At 61.0% G+C, this 21,872-nt stretch carries 18 protein-coding genes; 13 read left to right on the top strand and 5 right to left on the bottom strand.

Annotation, left to right across the window (positions count from 1 at the left end):
- Positions 1-106 precede the first annotated feature (106 nt).
- On the top strand, positions 107-1,306 hold the full coding sequence (gene dapC, locus CXQ82_RS06560) for a succinyldiaminopimelate transaminase (protein ID WP_101267247.1): 1,200 nt from the start codon (positions 107-109) through the stop codon (positions 1,304-1,306).
- 161 nt (positions 1,307-1,467) lie between these two features.
- Positions 1,468-2,184 (top strand): M12 family metallopeptidase, encoded by a 717-nt coding sequence (locus CXQ82_RS06555; protein WP_101267245.1) that lies wholly within the window; start codon positions 1,468-1,470, stop codon positions 2,182-2,184.
- An 86-nt stretch (positions 2,185-2,270) separates the two neighbouring features.
- Here CXQ82_RS06555 and CXQ82_RS06550 read toward each other — a convergent pair whose 3' ends face one another.
- Positions 2,271-3,914 carry a Na+/H+ antiporter gene (locus CXQ82_RS06550; RefSeq protein ID WP_101267242.1) on the bottom strand — a complete coding sequence of 548 codons (1,644 nt, stop codon included), beginning with the start codon at positions 3,912-3,914 and terminating at the stop codon, positions 2,271-2,273.
- A 281-nt stretch (positions 3,915-4,195) separates the two neighbouring features.
- Between CXQ82_RS06550 and CXQ82_RS06545 the strand changes: the two genes are divergently transcribed.
- The 4 genes from CXQ82_RS06545 (at position 4,196) to CXQ82_RS06530 (ending at position 7,286) form a co-directional block, all read left to right on the top strand.
- Positions 4,196-4,504: an arsenate reductase gene (locus tag CXQ82_RS06545; protein WP_229999207.1), complete on the top strand. Its 309-nt coding sequence runs from the start codon at positions 4,196-4,198 to the stop codon at positions 4,502-4,504.
- Positions 4,505-4,536: 32 nt separating this feature from the next.
- Positions 4,537-5,571: a 2,3,4,5-tetrahydropyridine-2,6-dicarboxylate N-succinyltransferase gene (gene dapD / locus CXQ82_RS06540; RefSeq protein WP_101267240.1), complete on the top strand. Its 1,035-nt coding sequence runs from the start codon at positions 4,537-4,539 to the stop codon at positions 5,569-5,571.
- 69 nt (positions 5,572-5,640) lie between these two features.
- Positions 5,641-6,846, top strand: a complete 1,206-nt coding sequence (locus tag CXQ82_RS06535) for an aminotransferase class V-fold PLP-dependent enzyme (RefSeq protein WP_101267237.1) — start codon at positions 5,641-5,643, stop codon at positions 6,844-6,846.
- Complete coding sequence (locus tag CXQ82_RS06530; RefSeq protein WP_101267235.1) at positions 6,843-7,286, top strand: SufE family protein; 444 nt, start codon at positions 6,843-6,845, stop codon at positions 7,284-7,286. Before CXQ82_RS06535 ends, CXQ82_RS06530 begins: the two co-directional genes overlap by 4 nt.
- Before the next feature lie 67 nt (positions 7,287-7,353).
- On the opposite strand, the gene tcdA is transcribed toward CXQ82_RS06530, so the two are convergent.
- Complete coding sequence (gene tcdA / locus CXQ82_RS06525) at positions 7,354-8,163, bottom strand: tRNA cyclic N6-threonylcarbamoyladenosine(37) synthase TcdA (protein WP_371917338.1); 810 nt, start codon at positions 8,161-8,163, stop codon at positions 7,354-7,356.
- A gap of 217 nt (positions 8,164-8,380) precedes the next feature.
- Between tcdA and CXQ82_RS06520 the strand changes: the two genes are divergently transcribed.
- The 4 genes from CXQ82_RS06520 (at position 8,381) to CXQ82_RS06500 (ending at position 13,580) form a co-directional block, all read left to right on the top strand.
- The gene (locus tag CXQ82_RS06520; protein ID WP_101267231.1) at positions 8,381-10,972 is read left to right on the top strand and encodes a glycosyltransferase; all 2,592 of its coding nucleotides are present in this window, start codon (positions 8,381-8,383) and stop codon (positions 10,970-10,972) included.
- A gap of 220 nt (positions 10,973-11,192) precedes the next feature.
- Positions 11,193-12,344 carry a succinyl-diaminopimelate desuccinylase gene (gene dapE / locus CXQ82_RS06510; protein WP_101267228.1) on the top strand — a complete coding sequence of 384 codons (1,152 nt, stop codon included), beginning with the start codon at positions 11,193-11,195 and terminating at the stop codon, positions 12,342-12,344.
- Positions 12,344-13,153, top strand: coding sequence for a putative RNA methyltransferase (locus CXQ82_RS06505; RefSeq protein ID WP_101267225.1), 810 nt, complete (start codon positions 12,344-12,346; stop codon positions 13,151-13,153). The genes dapE and CXQ82_RS06505 overlap by 1 nt, the downstream gene beginning before the upstream one ends.
- Positions 13,154-13,202: 49 nt before the next feature.
- Positions 13,203-13,580: a hypothetical protein gene (locus CXQ82_RS06500; protein WP_101267223.1), complete on the top strand. Its 378-nt coding sequence runs from the start codon at positions 13,203-13,205 to the stop codon at positions 13,578-13,580.
- Between the two features lie 144 nt (positions 13,581-13,724).
- Here CXQ82_RS06500 and CXQ82_RS06495 read toward each other — a convergent pair whose 3' ends face one another.
- Positions 13,725-13,934, bottom strand: a complete 210-nt coding sequence (locus CXQ82_RS06495; RefSeq protein ID WP_032891681.1) for a cold-shock protein — start codon at positions 13,932-13,934, stop codon at positions 13,725-13,727.
- A gap of 192 nt (positions 13,935-14,126) precedes the next feature.
- Between CXQ82_RS06495 and plsB the strand changes: the two genes are divergently transcribed.
- Genes plsB through CXQ82_RS06480 form a run of 3 tightly spaced genes read left to right on the top strand, consistent with a single transcriptional unit; the run spans position 14,127 to position 17,816 of the window.
- On the top strand, positions 14,127-16,646 hold the full coding sequence (gene plsB / locus CXQ82_RS06490) for a glycerol-3-phosphate 1-O-acyltransferase PlsB (RefSeq protein WP_101267221.1): 2,520 nt from the start codon (positions 14,127-14,129) through the stop codon (positions 16,644-16,646).
- A 51-nt stretch (positions 16,647-16,697) separates the two neighbouring features.
- The gene (locus CXQ82_RS06485) at positions 16,698-17,099 is read left to right on the top strand and encodes a YbaY family lipoprotein (RefSeq protein WP_101267219.1); all 402 of its coding nucleotides are present in this window, start codon (positions 16,698-16,700) and stop codon (positions 17,097-17,099) included.
- A gap of 27 nt (positions 17,100-17,126) precedes the next feature.
- Positions 17,127-17,816 carry a DUF4197 domain-containing protein gene (locus tag CXQ82_RS06480; protein WP_101267217.1) on the top strand — a complete coding sequence of 230 codons (690 nt, stop codon included), beginning with the start codon at positions 17,127-17,129 and terminating at the stop codon, positions 17,814-17,816.
- 393 nt (positions 17,817-18,209) lie between these two features.
- Here CXQ82_RS06480 and CXQ82_RS06475 read toward each other — a convergent pair whose 3' ends face one another.
- Positions 18,210-18,803 carry a LysE family translocator gene (locus CXQ82_RS06475; RefSeq protein WP_101267215.1) on the bottom strand — a complete coding sequence of 198 codons (594 nt, stop codon included), beginning with the start codon at positions 18,801-18,803 and terminating at the stop codon, positions 18,210-18,212.
- A 2-nt stretch (positions 18,804-18,805) separates the two neighbouring features.
- Positions 18,806-21,871 (bottom strand): efflux RND transporter permease subunit, encoded by a 3,066-nt coding sequence (locus tag CXQ82_RS06470; protein WP_101267213.1) that lies wholly within the window; start codon positions 21,869-21,871, stop codon positions 18,806-18,808.
- Position 21,872 lies beyond the last annotated feature (1 nt).

The raw sequence follows: 21,872 nt of genomic DNA, 5'->3' as shown, positions 1-21,872 counted from the left end.
TATTGTGTCTCTGATCGACCGCCATCGGGAGCAAGCCCCCCTCCCAGATTGGATTTTTTTTGCCCGGCAGACCGCGTGCCTACATACGAATTGAGCGAGATTTGCGATGAACAACGCCCTGAACCAGCTGCAGCCCTACCCGTTTGAGAAACTGCGCGCCCTGCTCGGCAGCGTTACGCCCAACCCGGACAAACGCCCGATTGCATTGTCCATCGGCGAACCCAAGCACAAATCGCCGACGTTCGTCGCCGAAGCGCTGAGCAATAACCTCGACCAGATGGCCGTATACCCGACCACCCTGGGCATCCCGGCCCTACGCGAGGCCATCGGCGCCTGGTGCGAACGCCGTTTCAACGTGCCCAAGGGCTGGCTCGACCCGGCGCGCAATATCCTGCCGGTCAACGGCACCCGTGAGGCGCTGTTCGCCTTTACCCAAACCGTGGTCAATCGCGGCGACGACGCCCTGGTGGTCAGCCCCAACCCGTTCTACCAGATCTACGAAGGCGCCGCGTTCCTGGCCGGGGCCAAGCCGCACTACCTGCCGTGCCTGGATGAAAACGGCTTCAACCCGGACTTCGACGCCGTGGCGCCGGATATCTGGAAACGCTGCCAGATCCTGTTCCTGTGCTCGCCTGGCAACCCGACCGGCGCGCTGATCCCGGTTGACACCCTGAAAAAACTCATCGCCCTGGCCGACGAATACGACTTCGTGATCGCCGCCGACGAGTGCTACAGCGAACTCTATTTTGACGAGCAAACCCCGCCGCCGGGCCTGCTTAGCGCCTGCGTCGAACTGGGCCGCGAGGACTTCAAGCGTTGCGTGGTGTTCCACAGCCTGTCCAAGCGCTCCAACCTGCCAGGCCTGCGTTCCGGCTTCGTCGCCGGCGACGCAGATATCCTCAAAGGCTTCCTGCTGTATCGCACCTACCACGGCTGCGCAATGCCAGTGCAAACCCAACTGGCCAGCATTGCCGCCTGGCAGGATGAGGCCCACGTGCTGGCCAACCGTGACCTGTATCGCGAGAAATTCGACGCGGTGCTGGCGATTCTCAAGCCGGTGCTGGATGTACAAGCCCCGGACGGCGGCTTCTACCTGTGGCCAAATGTGAAGGGCGACGATGCCGCCTTCTGCCGCGACCTGTTCGTGGAAGAGCACGTGACCGTGGTGCCGGGTTCGTACCTGTCGCGCGAGGTGGATGGCGTCAACCCCGGCGCAGGCCGCGTGCGCCTGGCGCTGGTTGCGCCATTAGCCGAGTGCGTGGAAGCGGCTGAACGGATTCGGGCGTTTATCACACGCAACCGATAACAGAATACAAGCGTGCACCCCGCAATAGGGTGCACGACTCACAGGCGTTATAGCGGGCTTTTTCACTCGACGCCAATGGAACTCAAATCTTATAAACAACCACACAAGGGGCCGCTTACTAATTCAATTAGTACTTTACTTACGCCTCCTTGGAAATATGCATGACCACTATTCCCGCGTTCGCCCCACAGGCCTACGCCCCGCCATTCAATTCCGAAATAACACCACCGGTTTCAATCAGGCCAACACGCGGCATCGCCAGCCCCCAGTATTTGTGGCCACAAAACGCAACGCTGAATATTTCTTTATTCAACATGTCGGATAAAGCAAAAGACTATATCAAGGAAAGAATAAAGCTCTGGCAGCCTCATACAAACTTGAAATTCAACTTTATTGCGACCCCTGATGGCGACATCAGGATATCCGGAAGAGGAGATGGCTCCGGAAACCAGTCAGTCATAGGTACACAGGCTAGAAATCGCCCGATAGACCAACCTACTATGCACATCGACCTAGTTGACAAAACGGCGCAAGCCCTCAACCATTCAATACGCCACGAGTTCGGACACGCGCTCGGCTTAGAACATGAACACCAACACCCGGATAACACTATCCACTGGAACAAGAAGGAACTACTCGATGCAACTGAACTCTTGGGAATCAATGAAGCTGAAACCAAATTTAATATTCTAACGGTATTTGATCGCAACACTACTATCTATTCAGCTTATGACCAGAAGTCAATCATGCACTATTCGGTCGACTCCGAGCTAACAACGGACAACATCGGTGTGCCCCTTCCTGTAGAACTCTCAGAGGGCGACAAAGCGTTCATGAGATCACTTTATCCGCCCACACTTGAAACACCAGCATCCTGATAACTCTTGCTACTGCGCATTAAATATGACCGCCCGGCTTTATCTCGTTAATGACAACGCCATGAGGCTATAGCCTGCGCTGTAACTTATTTCAGAGTGCCCAGGTTCGCCTCACTCATATCCAACTCCGCCAACACTTCCCTCAACACGTCATCACCAATCTGGTGATGACGGCTCAGGCTATACAACTCCAACCGCTGCGCACGCAATGCCTTGAGGCGCAACTTACGCTCAAGCAAGTCCATCTGCTGCGCCAGGGCCTGGGCTTCGGCGGAGTCGTTGAACACGTCCAGTTGATGGCGATATTCCGACATCAACCGCGCCTTCAGTTCGGCGGCCAGCGCGGCTTGGGCGGCGTCCGGGGTTTCGGCCTCTGCGGGCTCCTCGGCCTCAAGGGCATGGATGGCCGCCACGGCGGTCTTTTTCCAGGCCTCGCGCACTTCATTGTGGCGCTTCTCATCCGGACTTTTTTCGATGCCACGCAACAACAACGGCAGCGCGATGCAGGCGGCAATCAACGACAGCAGAATCACCCCGGCGGCGATGAAGATCAGCAGGTCACGCTCGGGAAAGTCCTGACCCGGCGCCAGCAGTAAAGGCACCGACATCACACCGGCCAGGGTCACGGCACCGCGCACACCGCCAACGGTCAACAGCCAGCAGGAGCGCGCGGTTGGCACCATTGTCAGCTCACTTTTCCCACGGATTCGACGTAATAGGCCCGACAGCCGCCAGATGCTCTGCACCCAGATAAAGCGCAACACCACCAGCACCAGGAAGATCGCGATCACATCCAGGCAGCGATACAACAGGGTTGGCCACAGTGTCGGCTCTTGGCTGACCACCGCCTTGATGATGTCCGGCAGTTGCAGGCCCAGCAGCAGGAAGATCAGGCCATTGAAGGCAAACTCCAGCAGCGACCAGACGCTGCGGTTGAGCAAGCGCGTGCTGGTCTGGCGTGGCAGCAGGTCGAGCCAGCTCTGCATCATGCCCGCGGCCACCGCCGACAGAATACCCGACACCCCCAGGCGCTCAGCCAGCACATACGCGGCGAACGGCAACAGCAACATGAACACCACGTGGGTCGCCGGGTCGTCCCAGCCCCGCGCGATCATCCAGGCACGCAAGCGGCCCACCAGCCAACTCAGTGCCACCCCCACCGCCAGGCCACCCACGGCCACCAGTACGAAGGTCAGGCTGGCATCTGCCAGGGAAAACACCCCGGTCAACGCCGCTGCCAGAGCGAACTTGAAGGTCACCAGACCCGAAGCATCGTTCATCAAGGCTTCACCTTGAAGCATGTGCATCAACGGCGTGGGCAAACGGTTCTGGGAAATGGCCGACACCGCCACGGCATCCGTCGGCGACAACACGGCGGCAAGGGCGAAGGCGACCGGCAGCGGGATCGTAGGCAATATCCAATGAATGAAGTAGCCGGCGCCCACTACGGTGAACAGCACCAGCCCGACCGCCAACGTCAGGATCGGCCCGCGCAGTTTCCATAACTCGCGCTTGGGCATGCGCCAGCCATCGGAGAACAACAGCGGCGGCAGGAATAGAAACAGAAACAACTCAGGGTCCAACGCCACATGCAGCCCCAGCGTAGGCCAGGCCAGCAGGGCACCGGCGGCGATCTGCACCAAGGGTAACGGCAGGGGAATGACACGCCCGACAAGACGCGAAACGCTGACCAGCATCAGCAGGATTAGAACGGTGTAGGCGGTTTGCATAAAGCGGGTTTCCCGGACAATCGACTTGCAACGACACACATCAGGCAACAACTGAACTTTGAAGTGCCATATTACCCAGCCATATTACCCAGCTATGTTACTCGCCTGTGCCGTGCGCTGACTTTTGCACAAAAGTCGCACAGTGCTTACCAGCGGCACCCAAAGCCGCTGGTCGTGGCATAATCCGTGATCTTTCATTTTCCATTTGTCCAAAAGGGGGCAATTCCTTGACCGCTTCAAGCAAAACGTTGCACCTTTTCGGCATCAAAGCCTGCGACACCATGAAAAAGGCGCGCACTTGGCTCGATGAGCACGGCGTGAGCTATGAGTTCCACGACTACAAAACGGCCGGTATCGACCGCGAACACTTGACCCAATGGTGCAACGAGCACGGTTGGCAGGTGGTTTTGAACCGTGCGGGCACCACCTTTCGCAAACTCGAAGACGAACGCAAAGCCGATCTCGATCAGTCGAAAGCCATTGAATTGATGCTCGCACAACCTTCGATGATCAAGCGCCCAGTGCTTGATCTCGGTGACAGAACCCTGATTGGCTTCAAGCCAGATAGTTATTCGGCGGCCCTCAAGTAGGCCTGCCATTCCATTTTTGTAGAGGTAACAGCATGTCCAATTCCCTGTTCAGCCTGGGCTTCGGCGTCGGCACTCAGAACCGCCAAGGTGCTTGGCTGGAAGTGTTTTACGCACAACCGTTGCTCAACCCGTCGGCTGAAATCGTCGCCGCCATCGCGCCGATCCTCGGTTACACCGAAGGTAACCAGGCGATCACCTTCACCGTGACCCAGGCCCTGCAACTGGCTGACGCACTCAAAGGTGTCGACGCTGCGCAAGCCGCCCTGCTGAGCCGCCTGGCGGAAAGCCACACACCGCTGGTCGCCACCCTGCTGGCCGAAGACGCCGCACTGACCTCAACGCCTGAGGCCTACCTCAAGCTGCACCTGCTGTCCCATCGCCTGGTCAAGCCGCACGGCCTGAGCCTGGCCGGTGTGTTCCCGCAGTTGCCGAACGTGGCCTGGACCAGCCAGGGCGCGATTGACATCAGCGAACTGGCCGAGCGCCAGCTGGAAGCGCGCCTGCGTGGCGAGCTGCTGGAAGTGTTCTCGGTGGACAAGTTCCCGAAAATGACCGACTACGTGGTACCGGCCGGCGTACGTATCGCTGATGCCGCACGCCTGCGCCTGGGTGCCTACGTGGGCGAAGGCACCACCGTGATGCACGAAGGTTTCGTCAACTTCAACGCCGGCACCGAAGGCCCGGGCATGATCGAAGGCCGTGTATCGGCTGGCGTATTCGTGGGCAAGGGCTCGGACCTGGGCGGCGGTTGCTCCACCATGGGCACCCTGTCGGGCGGCGGCAACATCGTGATCAAGGTTGGCGAAGGCTGCCTGATCGGCGCCAACGCCGGTATCGGCATCCCGCTGGGCGACCGCAACACCGTGGAATCGGGCCTGTACGTCACCGCCGGGACCAAGGTTGCGCTGCTGGACGAGAAGAACCAACTGGTCAAAGTGGTCAAGGCGCGTGAACTGGCCGGCCAACCGGACCTGCTGTTCCGCCGTAACTCCGAGACCGGTGCCGTGGAGTGCAAAACCCACAAATCGGCCATTGAACTGAACGAAGCGCTGCACGCTCACAACTAAGCAGCCACTCGATGCCACTAGCGGGTCGTGCCTTCCGGGGCCGGCCCGCTTATACGAGTCTTGATCACCATGCTTGTGCCCTCCCCTTGGCGCGCTGACTTTCCGGCCATCGCCACCCTGCAGCGGCAAGACCAGACCTACCTGGACAACGCCGCCACCACACAAAAACCTCAAGCCTTGCTGGATGCGATCAGCCATTACTACGCCAATGGCGCAGCCAATGTGCACCGTGCCCAGCATCTGCCCGGCGCCCATGCGACCCAGGCCTTCGAGGACAGTCGCAGCAAGGTCGCGCAGTGGTTGAATGCAGGTGACAGCGGGCAAATCGTGTTTACCCACGGCGCGACCTCAGCGCTGAACCTCCTGGCCTATGGCCTTGAGCACTTATTCAATGCGGGCGATGAGATTGTCATCAGCGCCCTGGAACACCACGCCAACCTGCTGCCCTGGCAGCAACTGGCCAAACGTCGCGCACTGACCCTGCAGGTATTGCCACTGGGTGATGATGGCGTGATCGACCTGCAAGCCGCCGCCGAGGTGATTGGCCCGCGCACGCGGTTGCTGGCCGTGAGCCAGTTGTCCAACGTGCTTGGCGCCTGGCAACCGCTGGAGGCCTTGCTGGCACTCGCCAAGGCACACGGCGCGCTGACAGTGGTGGATGGCGCCCAAGGCATCGTCCACGGCCGCCACGATGTGCAGGCACTGGGCTGCGATTTCTATGTATTTTCCAGCCACAAACTCTACGGCCCGGACGGCGTCGGTGTGCTGTTTGGCCGCAACGAAGCCCTGCACCACCTGCGCCACTGGCAGTTTGGTGGCGAGATGGTGCAACAGGCCGACTACCACAGCGCCAGCTTTCGCCCCGCACCGTTGGGGTTCGAGGCCGGCACGCCGCCGATTGCCAGCGTGATCGGCCTGGGCGCCAGCCTCGATTACCTGAGTTCGCTGGATCAGCAGGCCGTAGTCGCCCATGAAGCGGCGTTGCATGACTACTTGCTGCGCGGGCTTAAAGCACGCAATGGCGTGCGCATATTGGGCGCGCCGCAGGTGGCGCTGGTCAGTTTTGTGGTGGACGGCGTGCACAACGCCGACCTCGCACACCTGCTGACCGAACAAGGCATTGCCGTACGTGCAGGCCATCACTGTGCGATGCCGCTGTTAAAGGCGATGAACCTGTCTGGGGCGATCCGCGTGTCCCTGGCGCTGTACAACGATTCCGATGACCTTGAGCGTTTTTTTGAAGCGCTGGATCAGGCATTGGACATGCTGCGATGAGCTTGCCACTGGAGGCGCAGACCGCGCTGGACACCTTCCAGGCCATCGGCAGCTGGGAGCAACGCGCGCGAATGCTGATGCAATGGGGCGAGCGGCTGCCGGTATTGGCCGATGACGAGAAGGTCGACGCCAACCTGGTACAAGGCTGCGAGAGCCTGGTGTGGTTGGTCGGGCGTTTGCACGACGGCCATTGGCAGTTCGCCGCCAGCAGCGAGGCGCGAATGATTCGTGGGCTGGTGGCGTTGCTGCTGGCGCGGGTCAATGGGTTGTCGGCGGCGGAGTTGCAGGCGGTGGATTTGCCGGATTGGTTCGCGCAACTGGGGCTTTCCCGCCAGCTATCACCGTCGCGCAGCAATGGCCTGAATGCCGTCCTGCAGCGCATGCAAGACCTATGTGGGAGGGGGCTTGCCCCCGATGGCGTTGGATCAGCAACAAATTAGCTGACTGATACACCGCTATCGGGGGCAAGCCCCCTTCCACATTTGGATCTATGTTCGGCAGTGAGATCTAGGTGGGCTTGACCCGCTCGGAAGGCCTGCGCACCCCGGCCACAATCTTGTCCACCGCCTTGGTCGCCGCGACCATGCCGAACGTCGCGGTCACCATCATCACCGCGCCAAACCCACCGGCGCAGTCCAGCTTCACGCCATCGCCGACAAAACTCTTCTGCAAACAGATGCTGCCGTCCGGCTTGGGATAGCGCAGCTGTTCGGTAGAAAACACGCACGGCACGCTGTAATGGCGGGTCACGGTGCGGGAGAAGCCGTAGTCACGGCGCAAGGTGGAGCGCACCTTCGAGGCCAGCGGGTCGTTGAAGGTGCGGTTCAGGTCGCAGACCTGGATCAGCGTCGGGTCAATCTGCCCGCCGGCGCCGCCGGTGGTGATGATCTGGATCTTGCGGCGCTTGCACCAGGCAATCAGCGCGGCCTTGGCGTTGACGGCGTCGATGCAGTCGATCACGCAGTCAATATCGGGCGTGATGTATTGCGCCATGGTGTCGCGGGTCACGAAATCGGCCACGGCATGCACCGTACACTCCGGGTTGATGCCGCGCAGGCGTTCAGCCATCACTTCGACCTTGGGCTTGCCCACCGTGCTGTCCAGGGCGTGCAGTTGGCGGTTACTGTTGCTGACGCAGACATCGTCCAGGTCAAACAGCGAAATCTCGCCCACCCCACAGCGGGCAATGGCTTCCGCCGCCCACGACCCTACGCCGCCGACGCCGACGATCGCCACATGGGCCGCTTTCAAGCGTTCCAGCCCCTCAATGCCATACAAGCGGGCGACGCCTGCAAACCGCGGATCTTCTGTGCTCATGACCATTACCCCAAAAACCGGCGCGCATTATGGACTACGCGACGACAAGTTCGAAGCTTCCAGCTACAAGTAAAGAACTTAGATGGTCTTTCGCTGACTAACGTCCGGTTTTTCTCTGTCTGCTATACGCTCAGGGAAGGGCCGGTGTAGGATGCGCGCCGTTCGGCGCAGGCCGACACCTCTGTTCGTTCCACACCCTTTGGAACCCGAAATAGCCATGTCATCGCGTAAATTTGGACTCAACCTGGTAGTGGTGCTGGCAATTGCCGCGCTGTTCACCGGCTTCTGGGCGCTGATCAACCGCCCGGTCACTACCCCTAACTGGCCTGAACAGATCTCCGGGTTCTCCTACTCGCCGTTCCAGCAAGGCCAGTTCCCACAGAAAGACCAGTACCCCTCGGACGAGCAGATGCGTCAGGACCTGGCGATCATGAGTAAGTTGACGGACAACATCCGTACCTACTCGGTCGACGGCACCTTGGGCGATATCCCCAAGCTGGCGGAAGAGTTCGGCCTGCGCGTGACCCTGGGGATCTGGATCAGCCCGGACCTGGAGCGCAACGAACGTGAAATCCAGCGCGCCATCGAGATTGCCAACAGCTCGCGCAGTGTCGTGCGGGTGGTGGTAGGCAACGAAGCGTTGTTCCGTGAAGAGATCACGCCAGAGGCACTGATCGTGCTGCTGGACCGGGTGCGCGCCGCTGTGAAAGTGCCAGTGACCACGTCCGAGCAATGGCACATCTGGGAAAAGAACCCGCAACTGGCCAAGCACGTCGACCTGATCGCCGCGCACATCCTGCCGTTCTGGGAATATATCCCGGTGGACAAGGCCGGCCAATACGTACTCGACCGTGCTCGGGACCTGAAGAAACTCTTCCCGAAAAAGCCCCTGCTGCTGTCGGAAGTGGGCTGGCCAAGTAACGGACGCATGCGTGGCGGTAACGAAACCTCGCCCGCCGACCAGGCCATTTACCTGCGCACGCTGGTCAACAAGCTCAACCGCCAGGGCTACAACTACTTCGTGATCGAGGCTTTCGATCAGCCGTGGAAAGTCAGCGACGAAGGCTCGGCCGGCGCCTATTGGGGCGTGTACAACGCTGCGCGTCAGCAGAAATTCAACTTCGAAGGCCCGGTCGTCGCGATCCCGCAATGGCGCGTGCTGGCGATTGGCTCGGTGGTGCTGGCACTGCTGTCCCTGACCCTGCTGATGATCGACGGTTCGGCCCTGCGCCAGCGTGGCCGTACCTTCCTGACCTTTATCGCGTTTCTCTGCGGCTCGGTATTGGTGTGGATCGGCTACGACTACAGCCAGCAATACAGCACCTGGTTCAGCGTAACCGTGGGTATCTTGCTGGCTCTCGGCGCCCTGGGCGTGTTTATCGTGTTGCTGACCGAGGCCCACGAACTGGCCGAAGCGGTCTGGACCCACAAGCGTCGGCGTGAATTCCTGCCGGTTGAGGGGGACTCGGACTACCGCCCGAAAGTGTCGATCCATGTGCCGTGCTACAACGAGCCGCCAGAGATGGTCAAACAGACCCTCGACGCCCTGGCCGCCCTCGATTATCCGGACTACGAAGTCCTGATCATCGACAACAACACCAAAGACCCTGCGGTGTGGGAGCCGGTGCGCGACTACTGCGAAACCCTCGGCCCGCGCTTCAAGTTCTTCCACGTGTCGCCCCTGGCCGGTTTCAAGGGCGGCGCGCTGAACTACCTGATCCCGCATACCGCCAAGGATGCCGAAGTGATCGCGGTGATCGACTCGGACTACTGCGTGTCGCCGAACTGGCTCAAGCACATGGTGCCGCACTTCGCCGACCCGAAAATCGCCGTGGTGCAGTCGCCGCAGGATTATCGCGACCAGAACGAAAGCACCTTCAAGAAGCTCTGCTACGCCGAATACAAAGGCTTCTTCCATATTGGCATGGTCACCCGCAACGACCGCGATGCGATCATCCAGCACGGCACCATGACCATGACCCGCCGTTCGGTGCTCGAGGAGCTGGGCTGGGCCGACTGGTGCATCTGTGAAGACGCAGAATTGGGCCTACGGGTATTCGAGAAAGGCCTGTCGGCCGCGTATTACCACGACAGCTACGGCAAGGGCTTGATGCCGGATACCTTTATCGACTTCAAGAAACAGCGCTTCCGCTGGGCCTACGGTGCCATCCAGATCATCAAGCGCCACACCGCCAGCCTGCTGCGCGGCAAGGACACCGAGCTGACCCGTGGCCAGCGCTACCACTTCCTCGCGGGCTGGTTGCCGTGGGTGGCGGACGGCATGAACATCTTCTTCACCGTCGGTGCGTTGTTGTGGTCGGCGGCGATGATCATCGTGCCGACGCGGGTCGACCCGCCGTTGCTGATCTTCGCGATCCCGCCGTTGGCACTGTTTGTGTTCAAGGTGGGCAAGATCATCTTCCTGTACCGTCGCGCGGTGGGCGTGAACCTCAAGGATGCGTTCTGCGCAGCCCTGGCTGGCCTGGCGTTGTCCCACACCATCGCCAAGGCGGTGCTGTATGGCTTCTTCACCACCAGTATTCCGTTCTTTCGTACACCGAAAAACGCGGATAACCACGGCTTCTGGGTAGCAATTTCCGAAGCCCGTGAAGAGATGTTCATCATGCTGCTGTTGTGGGGCGCAGCGCTGGGGATCTACCTGGTGCAGGGCCTGCCAAGCAATGACATGCGCTTCTGGGTGGTGATGCTGCTGGTGCAATCGCTGCCGTATGTGGCGGCGTTGATCATGGCGTTCCTGTCGTCGCTGCCCAAACCAGCGCCGGCGCCGGAACCCGCGCCAGTGGCGTAAATCTTGCGCAATGCACTAAACGGCGGCCTCTGGCCGCCGTTTTGCTATAAGATAACGGCCGTTTTACAAGACTTGTGGGAGCGGGCTTGCTCGCGAAAGCGGTGTGTCAGTCACCTAATAAGTTGACTGAACCACCGCTTTCGCGAGCAAGCCCGCTCCCACATAGAGCCATCTTCCACACTGAATCTGCGCCCATCACACGCTTTCCGGAGTTCACCCCATGACGGCCCATGCCGACCTCTCGCCCACCCTTCAACTTGCCATCGACCTGATCCGTCGCCCCTCGGTCACGCCGATCGACGCCGACTGCCAGAAGCTGATGATGCAGCGCCTGGGCGACGCCGGTTTTGCGCTGGAGCCGATGCGCATCGAAGACGTTGACAACTTCTGGGCCACCCACGGCAAGCACGATGGCCCGGTGCTGTGCTTCGCCGGCCACACCGACGTGGTGCCGACCGGCCCGGTACAGGCCTGGCAAAATGACCCGTTCGACGCCTTGATCGACGAACACGGCATGCTCTGCGGGCGTGGCGCGGCGGACATGAAAGGCAGCCTGGCCGCCATGTTGGTGGCCTCCGAGCGTTTCGTCGCTGACTACCCCGACCACAAGGGTTCGGTGGCCTTCCTGATCACCAGCGATGAAGAGGGCCCGGCGCACCACGGCACCAAGGCTGTGATCGAACGCCTGGCGGCGCGCAAGGAGCGCCTGGACTGGTGCATCGTCGGCGAGCCGTCGAGCACCACCCTGGTGGGCGACGTGGTCAAGAACGGCCGTCGCGGCTCCCTCGGCGCCACCCTGACCGTACGCGGCGTGCAGGGCCACGTCGCCTACCCGCACCTGGCAAAGAACCCGATCCACCTGGCCGCACCGGCGCTGGCCGAACTGGCCGCCGAGCATTGGGACGACGGCAACACCTTCTTCCCGCCGACCAGCTTCCAGATCTCCAACCTCAATTCCGGCACCGGCGCCACCAATGTGATCCCGGGCGACCTGACGGCGGTGTTCAACTTCCGCTTCTCCACCGAGTCCACCGTTGAAGGCCTGCAACAGCGGGTTGCAGCGATCCTGGATAAACATGGCCTGGACTGGCACGTGGAGTGGGCGCTGTCGGGCCTGCCGTTCCTCACCGAGCCGGGCGCACTGCTCGATGCGGTGTCCGCCAGCATCAAGGCGATCACCGGTCGCGAGACCAAGGCGTCCACCAGCGGCGGCACCTCCGACGGGCGTTTCATCGCGACCCTCGGTACCCAGGTCGTGGAGCTGGGCCCGGTCAACGCGACGATCCACCAGGTCAATGAGCGCATCCTGGCCAGTGACCTCGATGTGCTGACCGAAATCTATTACCAGACCCTGATCAAGTTGCTCGCCTGATGCTCGCCTGCCCCCTTTGCAGCGCCCCGCTCAACGCGGTGGACAATGGCGTGGCGTGCCCGGCCGGGCACCGTTTCGACCGCGCGCGCCAGGGTTACCTGAACCTGTTGCCGGTGCAGCACAAAAACAGCCGCGACCCTGGCGATAACCTCGCCATGGTCGAGGCGCGCCGTGACTTCCTCAATGCCGGGCACTACGCCCCAGTGGCCAAGCGCCTGGCCGAACTGGCCGCCGAGCGTGCGCCCCAACGCTGGGTGGACATCGGCTGTGGCGAGGGTTACTACACCGCGCAAATCGCCGACGCCCTGCCCCACGCCGACGGCTACGCCCTGGATATCTCCAAGGAGGCCGTCAAGCGTGCGTGCAAGCGCAACCCGGCCGTCACCTGGTTGATCGCCAGCATGGCTCGCGTGCCGCTGGCGTCAGGCAGCTGCCAGTTTCTCGCCAGCGTGTTCAGCCCCTTGGATTGGGAAGAAGCCAAGCGCCTGCTCAGCCCCGGCGGCGGCCTGATGAAGGTCGGTCCTACCAGTGGCCACCTGATGGAGTTGCGCGAGCGTTTGTATGATGAAGTGCGCGAGTACACCGACGACAAGCATTTGGCCCTGGTGCCGGACGGCATGAGCCTGGCGCATAGCGAAACCCTGGAATTCACCCTGAGCCTGGCCGCAGCCCAAGACCGCGCCAACCTGCTGGCCATGACGCCCCACGGCTGGCGCGCCAGTGCCGAGCGCCGCGCCGAAGTGATCGAGGCCGCCGCGCCGCTGCAGGTCACTGTGTCGATGCGCTACGATTATTTCGTGCTTCAATAACCGACTTTTTCCGCGAATGGATTTTCGAATCCCGCAACGAGGAACATCCATGCGCCAACCTGATATCGAGATCTACCTCAAGGACGCCGACGTCGACTACAAGGCCATCGCGGCCTGGCTGGGCGCCGCCCTGGGCCCGTGCACCGACTGGGTCCAGAAAGGCCAGACCTACAAGTGCAAGGCCGGCAACGTGCCCGTGACCTGGCTGCCCAAAGCCGTCGGCAAGTGGAACAGCCTGTTCCTGGAAAGCGACCAGACGCCGTGGGACGACGACATCGCCTGTGCCCGCGCTGCGTTTGCTGCGCTGAACGTTGAAGTGCGCTGCGCGCCGGGGACCTGGGTCGAGGAAGAAGGTGAAGAAAGCGCCGACACCTGGATTCGCATCAGCGCAGACGGTGAAGAGCAGATCACCTGGAAAACTGCATAACCCTTAGATTGTGAACCCAATCAAAATGTGGGAGCGGGCTTGCTCGCGAATGCGGTGGATCAGTCAACAGATGTATCAACTGACAGACCGTATTCGCGAGCAAGGCCGCTCCCACATGGGTTCAGCGGTGTAAGAAAACCCGCTTCAAAGACCCACCACATCCTCCGCCTGCAAGCCCTTCTCGCCGGTCACCACGGCGTATTCCACCTGCTGGCCCTCGGCCAACGAGCGGTGGCCGTCACCGCGAATGGCGCGGTAGTGCACAAACACATCCTTGCCGTCTTCACGCTGAATAAAGCCATAGCCTTTTGCATCGTTGAACCACTTCACATTGCCGGTTTCGCGCGTTGCCATCTGTTCACTCCCACATGCGTTTTATTAATACGTTTATTGTTAAGTCGTCGCAGTTGAACTGCCGAGTATAAGACAGGCTCAAAAACGATCAACTCAAGTTTACATCGCCGCTTTTTTGCCGATTTTCGGCGAATACGGCACACTACCCGCCCGAGCGCCTGCTCGGTTTTTTCCACTTGAAGCAGCTCGCCTATGACCCGCTCCCCGTTCCGCCGTCTGGTGTTTGGCACCTTGCGCCGACTGTTGTACCTCTGGGTTCGCTCGGAGACGATCAACCAGTCGTCCCTCACCCTTAACCTGGACCGCAGCCGGCCGGTGTTCTACGTCCTGCAATCGCCCTCCCTCAGCGAATTGGCCGTGGTCGATGCCGAGTGCACCAAGGCCGGCCTGCCGCGCCCGGTGCTACCGGTAGCGGTGGGCCCGCTGATGGAACCGGCGGCGTTCTTCTACCTCACGCCCGAGCCCGACTGGCTCGGCCGCCAGGACAAGCGCGGTGCGCCGCCGACCCTGACCCGCCTGGTCAACACCCTGACCGAACACGCCGAAGAGAATGCACAAATCATTCCGGTCAGCGTGTTCTGGGGGCAAACCCCGGCAAGCGAGTCCAGCCCATGGAAACTGCTGTTTGCTGACAGCTGGGCTGTCACCGGGCGTCTGCGCCGGTTGCTGAGCATCCTGATCCTGGGGCGCAAGACCCGCGTGCAATTCTCTGCGCCTATCAACCTGCGTGAATTGATCGAGCACAATAAAGGCCACGAACGCACCGTGCGCATGGCCCAACGCATTCTGCGTGTGCACTTTCGTAACCTGAAAACCGCCGTGATCGGCCCCGACCTCTCGCACCGGCGCAACCTGGTGAAGGGCCTGGTGAACATGCCGCTGGTGCGCCAGGCCATCCTCGACGAGGCCGAGCGCGAAAAAATCAGCCCGGAAAAAGCCAAGGCCCAGGCCCTGCGCTACGGCAACGAGATCGCCTCGGACTACACCTACACCGCGATCCGCTTCCTGGAAGTGGTGCTGAGCTGGTTCTGGAACAAGATCTACGACGGCATCAAGGTCAATAACATCGAAGGTGTGCAAAAGGTTGCCCAGGGTTACGAGGTGATCTACGTGCCCTGCCACCGTAGCCATATCGACTACCTGCTGCTGTCTTACCTGCTGTTCAAGAATGGCCTGACTCCGCCGCACATCGCCGCCGGCATCAACCTGAACATGCCGGTGATCGGCAGCCTGCTGCGCCGTGGCGGTGCGTTTTTCATGCGCCGCACCTTCAAGGGCAACCCGCTGTACACCTCGGTGTTCAACGAATACCTGCACACCCTGTTCACCAAAGGTTTCCCGGTGGAGTACTTCGTCGAAGGCGGGCGCTCGCGTACCGGGCGCATGCTGCAGCCGAAGACCGGGATGCTCGCGATTACCCTGCGCAGCTTCCTGCGCTCCTCGCGCATGCCGATCGTGTTCGTGCCGGTGTATATCGGCTATGAGCGTGTGCTCGAAGGCCGCACCTACCTCGGCGAATTGCGCGGCGCGAGCAAGAAGAAGGAGTCGATCTTCGACATTTTCAAAGTGGTCGGCGCGCTCAAGCAGCGTTTTGGCCAGGTCGCAGTCAACTTCGGCGAGCCGATCAAGCTGGCCGAATTCCTCGACAGCGAGCAACCCGACTGGCGCACCCAGGAGCTGGGGCCGAACTACAAACCGGCCTGGCTCAACGAAACCACCAACCGCCTCGGCGAGCAGGTGGCGCGCCATTTGAACGAAGCAGCGGCGGTAAACCCGGTGAACCTGGTGGCGCTGGCGTTGCTGTCGACCACCCGCCTGGCCCTGGACGAACAGGCCATGGCCCGCCAGCTGGACCTGTACCTGGCGCTGCTGCGCCGCGTGCCGTACTCGCCGCACACCACCTTGCCGGAAGGCGATGGCCTGGCGCTGATCAAGCACGTCAAGGACATGGACCTGCTCTCGGAGCAGAGTGATGCCCTGGGCAAGATTGTCTACCTGGACGAGCAGAACGCCGTCCTGATGACCTACTACCGCAACAACGTGCTGCACATCTTTGCCCTGCCGGCGCTGCTCGCGAGTTTCTTCCAGAGCAGTTCGCGCATGAGCCGCGAGCAGATCCTGCGCTACACCCAAGCGCTGTACCCGTACCTGCAATCGGAGCTGTTTATCCGCTGGTCGCTGGAGGAGCTGAACACGGTCATCGACCAGTGGCTGGAGGCCTTTGTCGAACAGGGCCTGCTACGTTTCGAGAACCATGTGTACCTGCGCCCGGCCCCGAGTTCGCGGCACTTTGTGCTGCTGACGCTGCTGTCCAAGAGCATCGCCCAGACCCTGCAACGCTTCTACATGGCGATCTCGCTGCTGCTCAACAGCGGCCAAAACAGCATCAGCGCCGAAGAGCTGGAAGACCTGTGCACGATCATGGCCCAGCGCCTGTCGATCCTGCATGGCCTCAACGCCCCGGAATTCTTCGACAAGAGCCTTTTCCGACATTTTATCCAGACATTGCTGGAGCAAGATGTGCTGCGCCGCGATGAAGCCGGCAAGTTGAGCTACCACGACCTGCTCGGCGAGTTGGCCGAAGGCGCGGCCAAACGTGTGTTGCCGGCGGATATTCGCCTGTCGATCCGCCAGGTGGCCCTGCACCGTGTGGATGGCGCGGCCGAAGCACCAGCCGCCCCAGAGCCGGTCAACACTGAAGAAAGCCGCTAGATTGAATAAGGCGCCGGGTGGTTTCCGGCGCCGTTTATAAGGAGCTGTAGCATGAAAAAGATCATCCTCCTGGGCCTGACCGCCCTGCTCGGAGCCTGCCAATCCATGAACCCCGCCCCCAAGGCCAGCCTCGACGGCGAAGTGTTCTACCTGCAACGTAGCGCCCTGCCGCCGACGGCCACCTTGAGTGTCAGCCTGCAGGACGTGTCGTTGATGGACGCCCCGGCGGTGACCCTCGCCGAACAGAAAGGCCCGGTCAAAGGCCAGGTACCGCTGCCGTTTCACCTGAGCTACGACCCGGCCCAGGTCAAGCCGGGCCATAGTTATTCGGTGAGTGCTCGCATCGAACTGGATGGCAAGCTACTGTTTATTACCACCGAACGGCACACTGTGCAGCTCAACGGCCAGGATCCACAGCCACTGCGTCTGCGCGTCGATGCTGTCGCACACTGATACTTTCTAGAACATAAGGAAGCGCCCATGCTCCGTAATTCCCTTCGCTTCACTGCCCTGTGTGCCGGCCTGCTGCTCGGTGCCAACGCCATGGCCCTGGACCTTGGCAGCCTGTCCCAGGGCGACGCCAGCGGCGGCCTCAAGGACGCCCTGACCCAAGGCGCGCAGATCGCCGTGAAACAACTGGGCGTACCCGGTGGTTTCAGCAACAACCCCGAGGTGAAGATCGGCCTGCCGGGCAAGCTGGGCAAAGTCGCCGACAAGCTGAAAATGTTCGGCATGGGCGATCAAGTCACCCAGCTCGAAACCAGCATGAACAAGGCGGCTGAAAGCGCGGTGACCCAGGCTCAGCCGATCCTGGTCAATGCGGTGAAGAACATGAGCGTGACTGACGCCAAGGGCATCCTCAGCGGTGGCCAGGACTCGGCGACGCAATACCTGAACAAAAGCAGCCGCGAAGAGATCCGCGCCAAATTCCTGCCTATCGTCAAGGCCGCCACCGACAAAGTCGGCGTCGCCCAGCAGTACAACGCCTTGGCCGGCAAGGCCGCAGCCTTTGGCGCGGTGGACGCCAAGAGCGCCAACGTCGAGAACTACGTGACCGAGCAAGCACTGGACGGTTTGTTCAAGATGATCGCGCAGCAGGAAGAGACCATTCGCAAGAACCCGGCGGCGGCAGCCACCAGCCTGGCGAAGAAGGTTTTCGGCGCCCTGTAGGCAACTGCTGGTCCACCTTTGCCAGACAAAAAAACGCCCCGGATATTCGGGGCGTTTGCGTGTAGGGCGTTTATCGAGGATCAGTATTTAATGCTCGCCTCGATGTGGATTGTCCTTCCACAAGGCTGAGCAGGCTCTGGTTTACAGGGTTTAGCCGGCTCGGGCTTGCAGGGTTTAGTCGGCTTTGGTTTGCAGTGATGACCGCCGTGGGAATTGCCCCCCTTCAAACCCAACCCAAACAGCGGTAAAGGCAGCAACAGAACAGGCATCAAGATCATGGTGAATTCCTCGCGTTTCGGTCATTCCCACTTCTGCTCCCAGCAGAAGCAGGTACCTGCCAATCAGGTAACGCTGAGTGGCAAGCACCGAAGAAAGGTTCCGTAGGCGGTGTTCTCAGTGCAGCAGCGAATCCGCCAGCCTTCCCATCATCAGCGTTGCAAAGCAGCAGATAGCCACGGAGGTCACCCGGTTGATCTTCAGGGGCGTCAGCCAGGACTTTTGAATCCCTTCGAATTGGCTGCCCAGCAGCACCCAGGCGGCTCCAACGGGGATGACCACCAATGCGAGCGTCGCCATAAACCCGGCGTAACCGGCTGAAGTGGTAAATGTGTTCACGGGCGCAATAAACGAGACGATCAATAATCCCTTGGGATTCATCACGGTCAGCCAGAAAAAATACACGCCGGAGAAACGGTCCTTGCCCGCGCCAATGGCGTCGCCCTTGCGCTGCCACAGCTGGTAGGACACGTACAGCAAGTAGCAGGCCGCCGCCAGTTGCGTGGCCTTCAAGGCCCACGGCGAATAGCTCGCCAGGTACACCAACGCCACGCCCCACGCCGAAACCTGCAGCAAGTAAGCCAGGCACTCGACAAACGCGAGCTTCCACGAAGCCCGGAACCCGAGCAACACCCCGGCGCGAAACAGCAGGGTGTTGGTCGGGCCAGGGGCAAGTAACAACAACATCAGGGCTGAAACGGTGGCCAACATGGTTACGCGACGTCCTTCCTCACTCGGAACCACGCAGCATACAGGGCCGGCAGGAACAATAGGGTCAATGCCGTCGCGACAATCAACCCGCCCATGATCGCCACCGCCATCGGCCCGAAGAACACGCTGCGTGACAGCGGGATCATCGCCAGTACCGCCGCAAGGGCTGTCAGCACAATCGGCCGGAAGCGCCGGACGGTGGCCTCGATGATCGCCTGCCACGGTGCCAGGCCGGCCTTGATATCCTGTTCGATCTGGTCCACCAGAATCACCGAGTTACGCATGATCATGCCCGACAAGGCGATGGTGCCCAGCATGGCCACAAAGCCAAAGGGCTGGCGGAATACCAGCAGGAACAGCGTCACACCGATCAGGCCCAGCGGGGCAGTCAGAAACACCATCGCCGTGCGTGAGAAACTGCGCAGTTGCAGCATCAGCAAAGTCAGCACCACCACGATAAACAGCGGCACGCCGGCCTTCACTGAGTTTTGCCCGCGGGCGGAGTCTTCGACGGTGCCGCCCACGTCCAGCAGGTAGCCATCCGGCAGTTCGGCGCGTACGCCTTCAAGCGTCGGCAGGATCTGCTGGACCAGGGTCGCCGGTTGTTCCTTGCCGTAGATGTCGGCGCGCACGGTCACCGTCGGCAGGCGGTTGCGGTGCCAGATGATGCCCTCTTCGAAACCGTATTCCAGGGTGGCGATCTGTGAAAGGGCCACGCTTTTGCCGTTGTCGGTCGGCACCGCCAGGCTTGGCAGCAGCGACAACTCGGTGCGTTCATGGACAGTGCCGCGCAGGAGGATTTCGATCAACTCATTGTCCTCCCGGTATTGGCTGACGCTGGAGCCGGTCAGGGAACTCTGCAGGAATTTCGACAGGTTGGCGGTGCTCACGCCCAGGGCGCGGGCGCGGTCCTGGTCGATGTTCAGGTACACGATTTTGCTCGGTTCCTCCCAGTCCAGGTGCACGTTGACCACGTGGGTATTTTCGCGAACCTTGGCCGCGACTTTGCGTGCCAGGGCGCGGACTTCTTCGATGTGCTCGCCGGTCACGCGGAACTGCACCGGGTAGCCCACGGGCGGGCCGTTTTCCAGGCGCGTGACCCGTGAACGCAGGTCGGGGAATTGTTCGTTGAGGGTTTCGATCAGCCAGGTGCGCAGGCTTTCGCGCTCCTCGATGGTTTTGGCCAGCACCACGAATTGCGCGAAGCTGGCGGCCGGCAATTGTTGGTCCAGCGGCAGGTAGAAGCGTGGCGAACCGGTGCCGACGTAGGCCACATAGTTGTCGATGCCGGCGTGTTCCTTGAGCAAGGCTTCCAGGCGCTTGACCTGATCGGCGGTGTTGCTCAGGGACGCGCCTTCGGCCAGCTTCAGGTCGACCATCAGCTCCAGGCGCCCGGAGGCCGGGAAGAATTGCTGCGGAACAAAGCGGAACAATGCCACCGAACCGATAAACAGCAGCAAGGTAAGCACAATCACGGTTTTACGCCGACGCACGCACCACTCCACCAAACGCCTTACACGTTGGTAGAACGGCGTGCCGTAAGGGTCAGGGCCATCAGTGCCGTGTTTGGCTGCATGAATCTTCGCCAGGTCAGGTAGGAGTTTTTCCCCCAGGTACGGCACAAACACCACCGCTGCGACCCAAGAAGCCAGCAACGCGATGGTCACCACCTGGAAGATCGAACGGGTGTATTCGCCAGTACTCGATTGCGCGGTAGCAATCGGCAGGAAGCCCGCGGCCGTGATCAACGTGCCGGTGAGCATCGGGAAGGCGGTGCTGGTCCAGGCGAAACTCGCAGCCTTGAGCCGGTCGTACCCCTGCTCCATTTTAATCGCCATCATTTCCACGGCGATGATCGCGTCATCCACCAACAGGCCCAGGGCCAATACCAGCGCGCCGAGGGAGATCTTGTGCAGGCCGATCCCGAGGTAATACATGGTGGCAAAGGTCATCGCCAGCACCAGCGGAATCGCCAGGGCGACCACCATGCCGGTGCGCACACCCAGGGAGAAGAAGCTCACCAGCAAGACGATGGCCAGTGCCTCTGCCAACACTTGGACGAATTCTCCGACGCTGGTTTTTACCGCTGCCGGTTGGTCCGACACCTTGCGCAGTTCCATGCCCGCCGGAAGGTTCTTCTGCAAGCGTGCGAATTCGCCCTCAAGCGCCTTGCCCAACACCAGGATATCGCCGCCGTCGCGCATGGCCACGGCCAGGCCGATGGCGTCGGCGCCCATATAACGCATGCGGGGTGCGGGTGGGTCGTTGAAGCCGCGGTGGATGTCGGCCACGTCGCCGATGCGGAAGGTGCGATCACCGACACGAATCGGGAAGTTGCGGATCTCTTCCACCGTCTGGAAGTTGCCCGACACGCGCAATTGCACGCGCTCACTCGGGGTTTCAAAGAAGCCCGCGGTAGACACCGCGTTCTGCTCCTGCAACGCCTGCTGCACGGCGGCCAAAGGCAGGCCGAGGGTGGCGAGCTTGAGGTTGGAGAGTTCGATCCAGATCTTTTCGTCTTGTAGGCCAAGCAACTCCACCTTGCCCACATCCGGCACCCGTTGCAGCTGGATCTGGATACGGTCGGCGTAGTCCTTGAGCACCGCATAGTCGAAGCCGTCGCCGGTCAGGGCGTAGATGTTGCCGAAGGTGGTGCCGAACTCATCGTTGAAAAACGGCCCTTGGATATCCGGCGGCAAGGTCTGGCGGATGTCGCTGATCTTCTTGCGCACCTGATACCACAGCTCGGGGATCTGCGCAGAGTGCATGGAATCGCGGGCTATAAAGGTGACCTGGGACTCACCCGGGCGCGAGAACGAGACAATGCGTTCGTACTCGCCGGTTTCCATGAGTTTTTTCTCGATGCGCTCGGTGACCTGCCGCGAGACTTCCTGGGCCGTGGCCCCAGGCCAGTTGGTCTTGATCACCATGGCCTTGAAGGTGAATGGCGGATCTTCGCTTTGCCCCAACTTGGTGTAGGACAAGGTGCCGACTACCGCCAGCAGGATCATCAGGAACAGTACGATCTGGCGATTACGCAACGCCCATTCGGAAAGATTGAAACCCATC

Origin of the sequence: Pseudomonas sp. S09G 359 (assembly GCF_002843605.1) — a bacterium.
GTDB lineage: Bacteria > Pseudomonadota > Gammaproteobacteria > Pseudomonadales > Pseudomonadaceae > Aquipseudomonas.
Note: the sequence above shows the minus strand (reverse complement) of the source record. Positions and strands in the feature narration are given on the sequence as shown.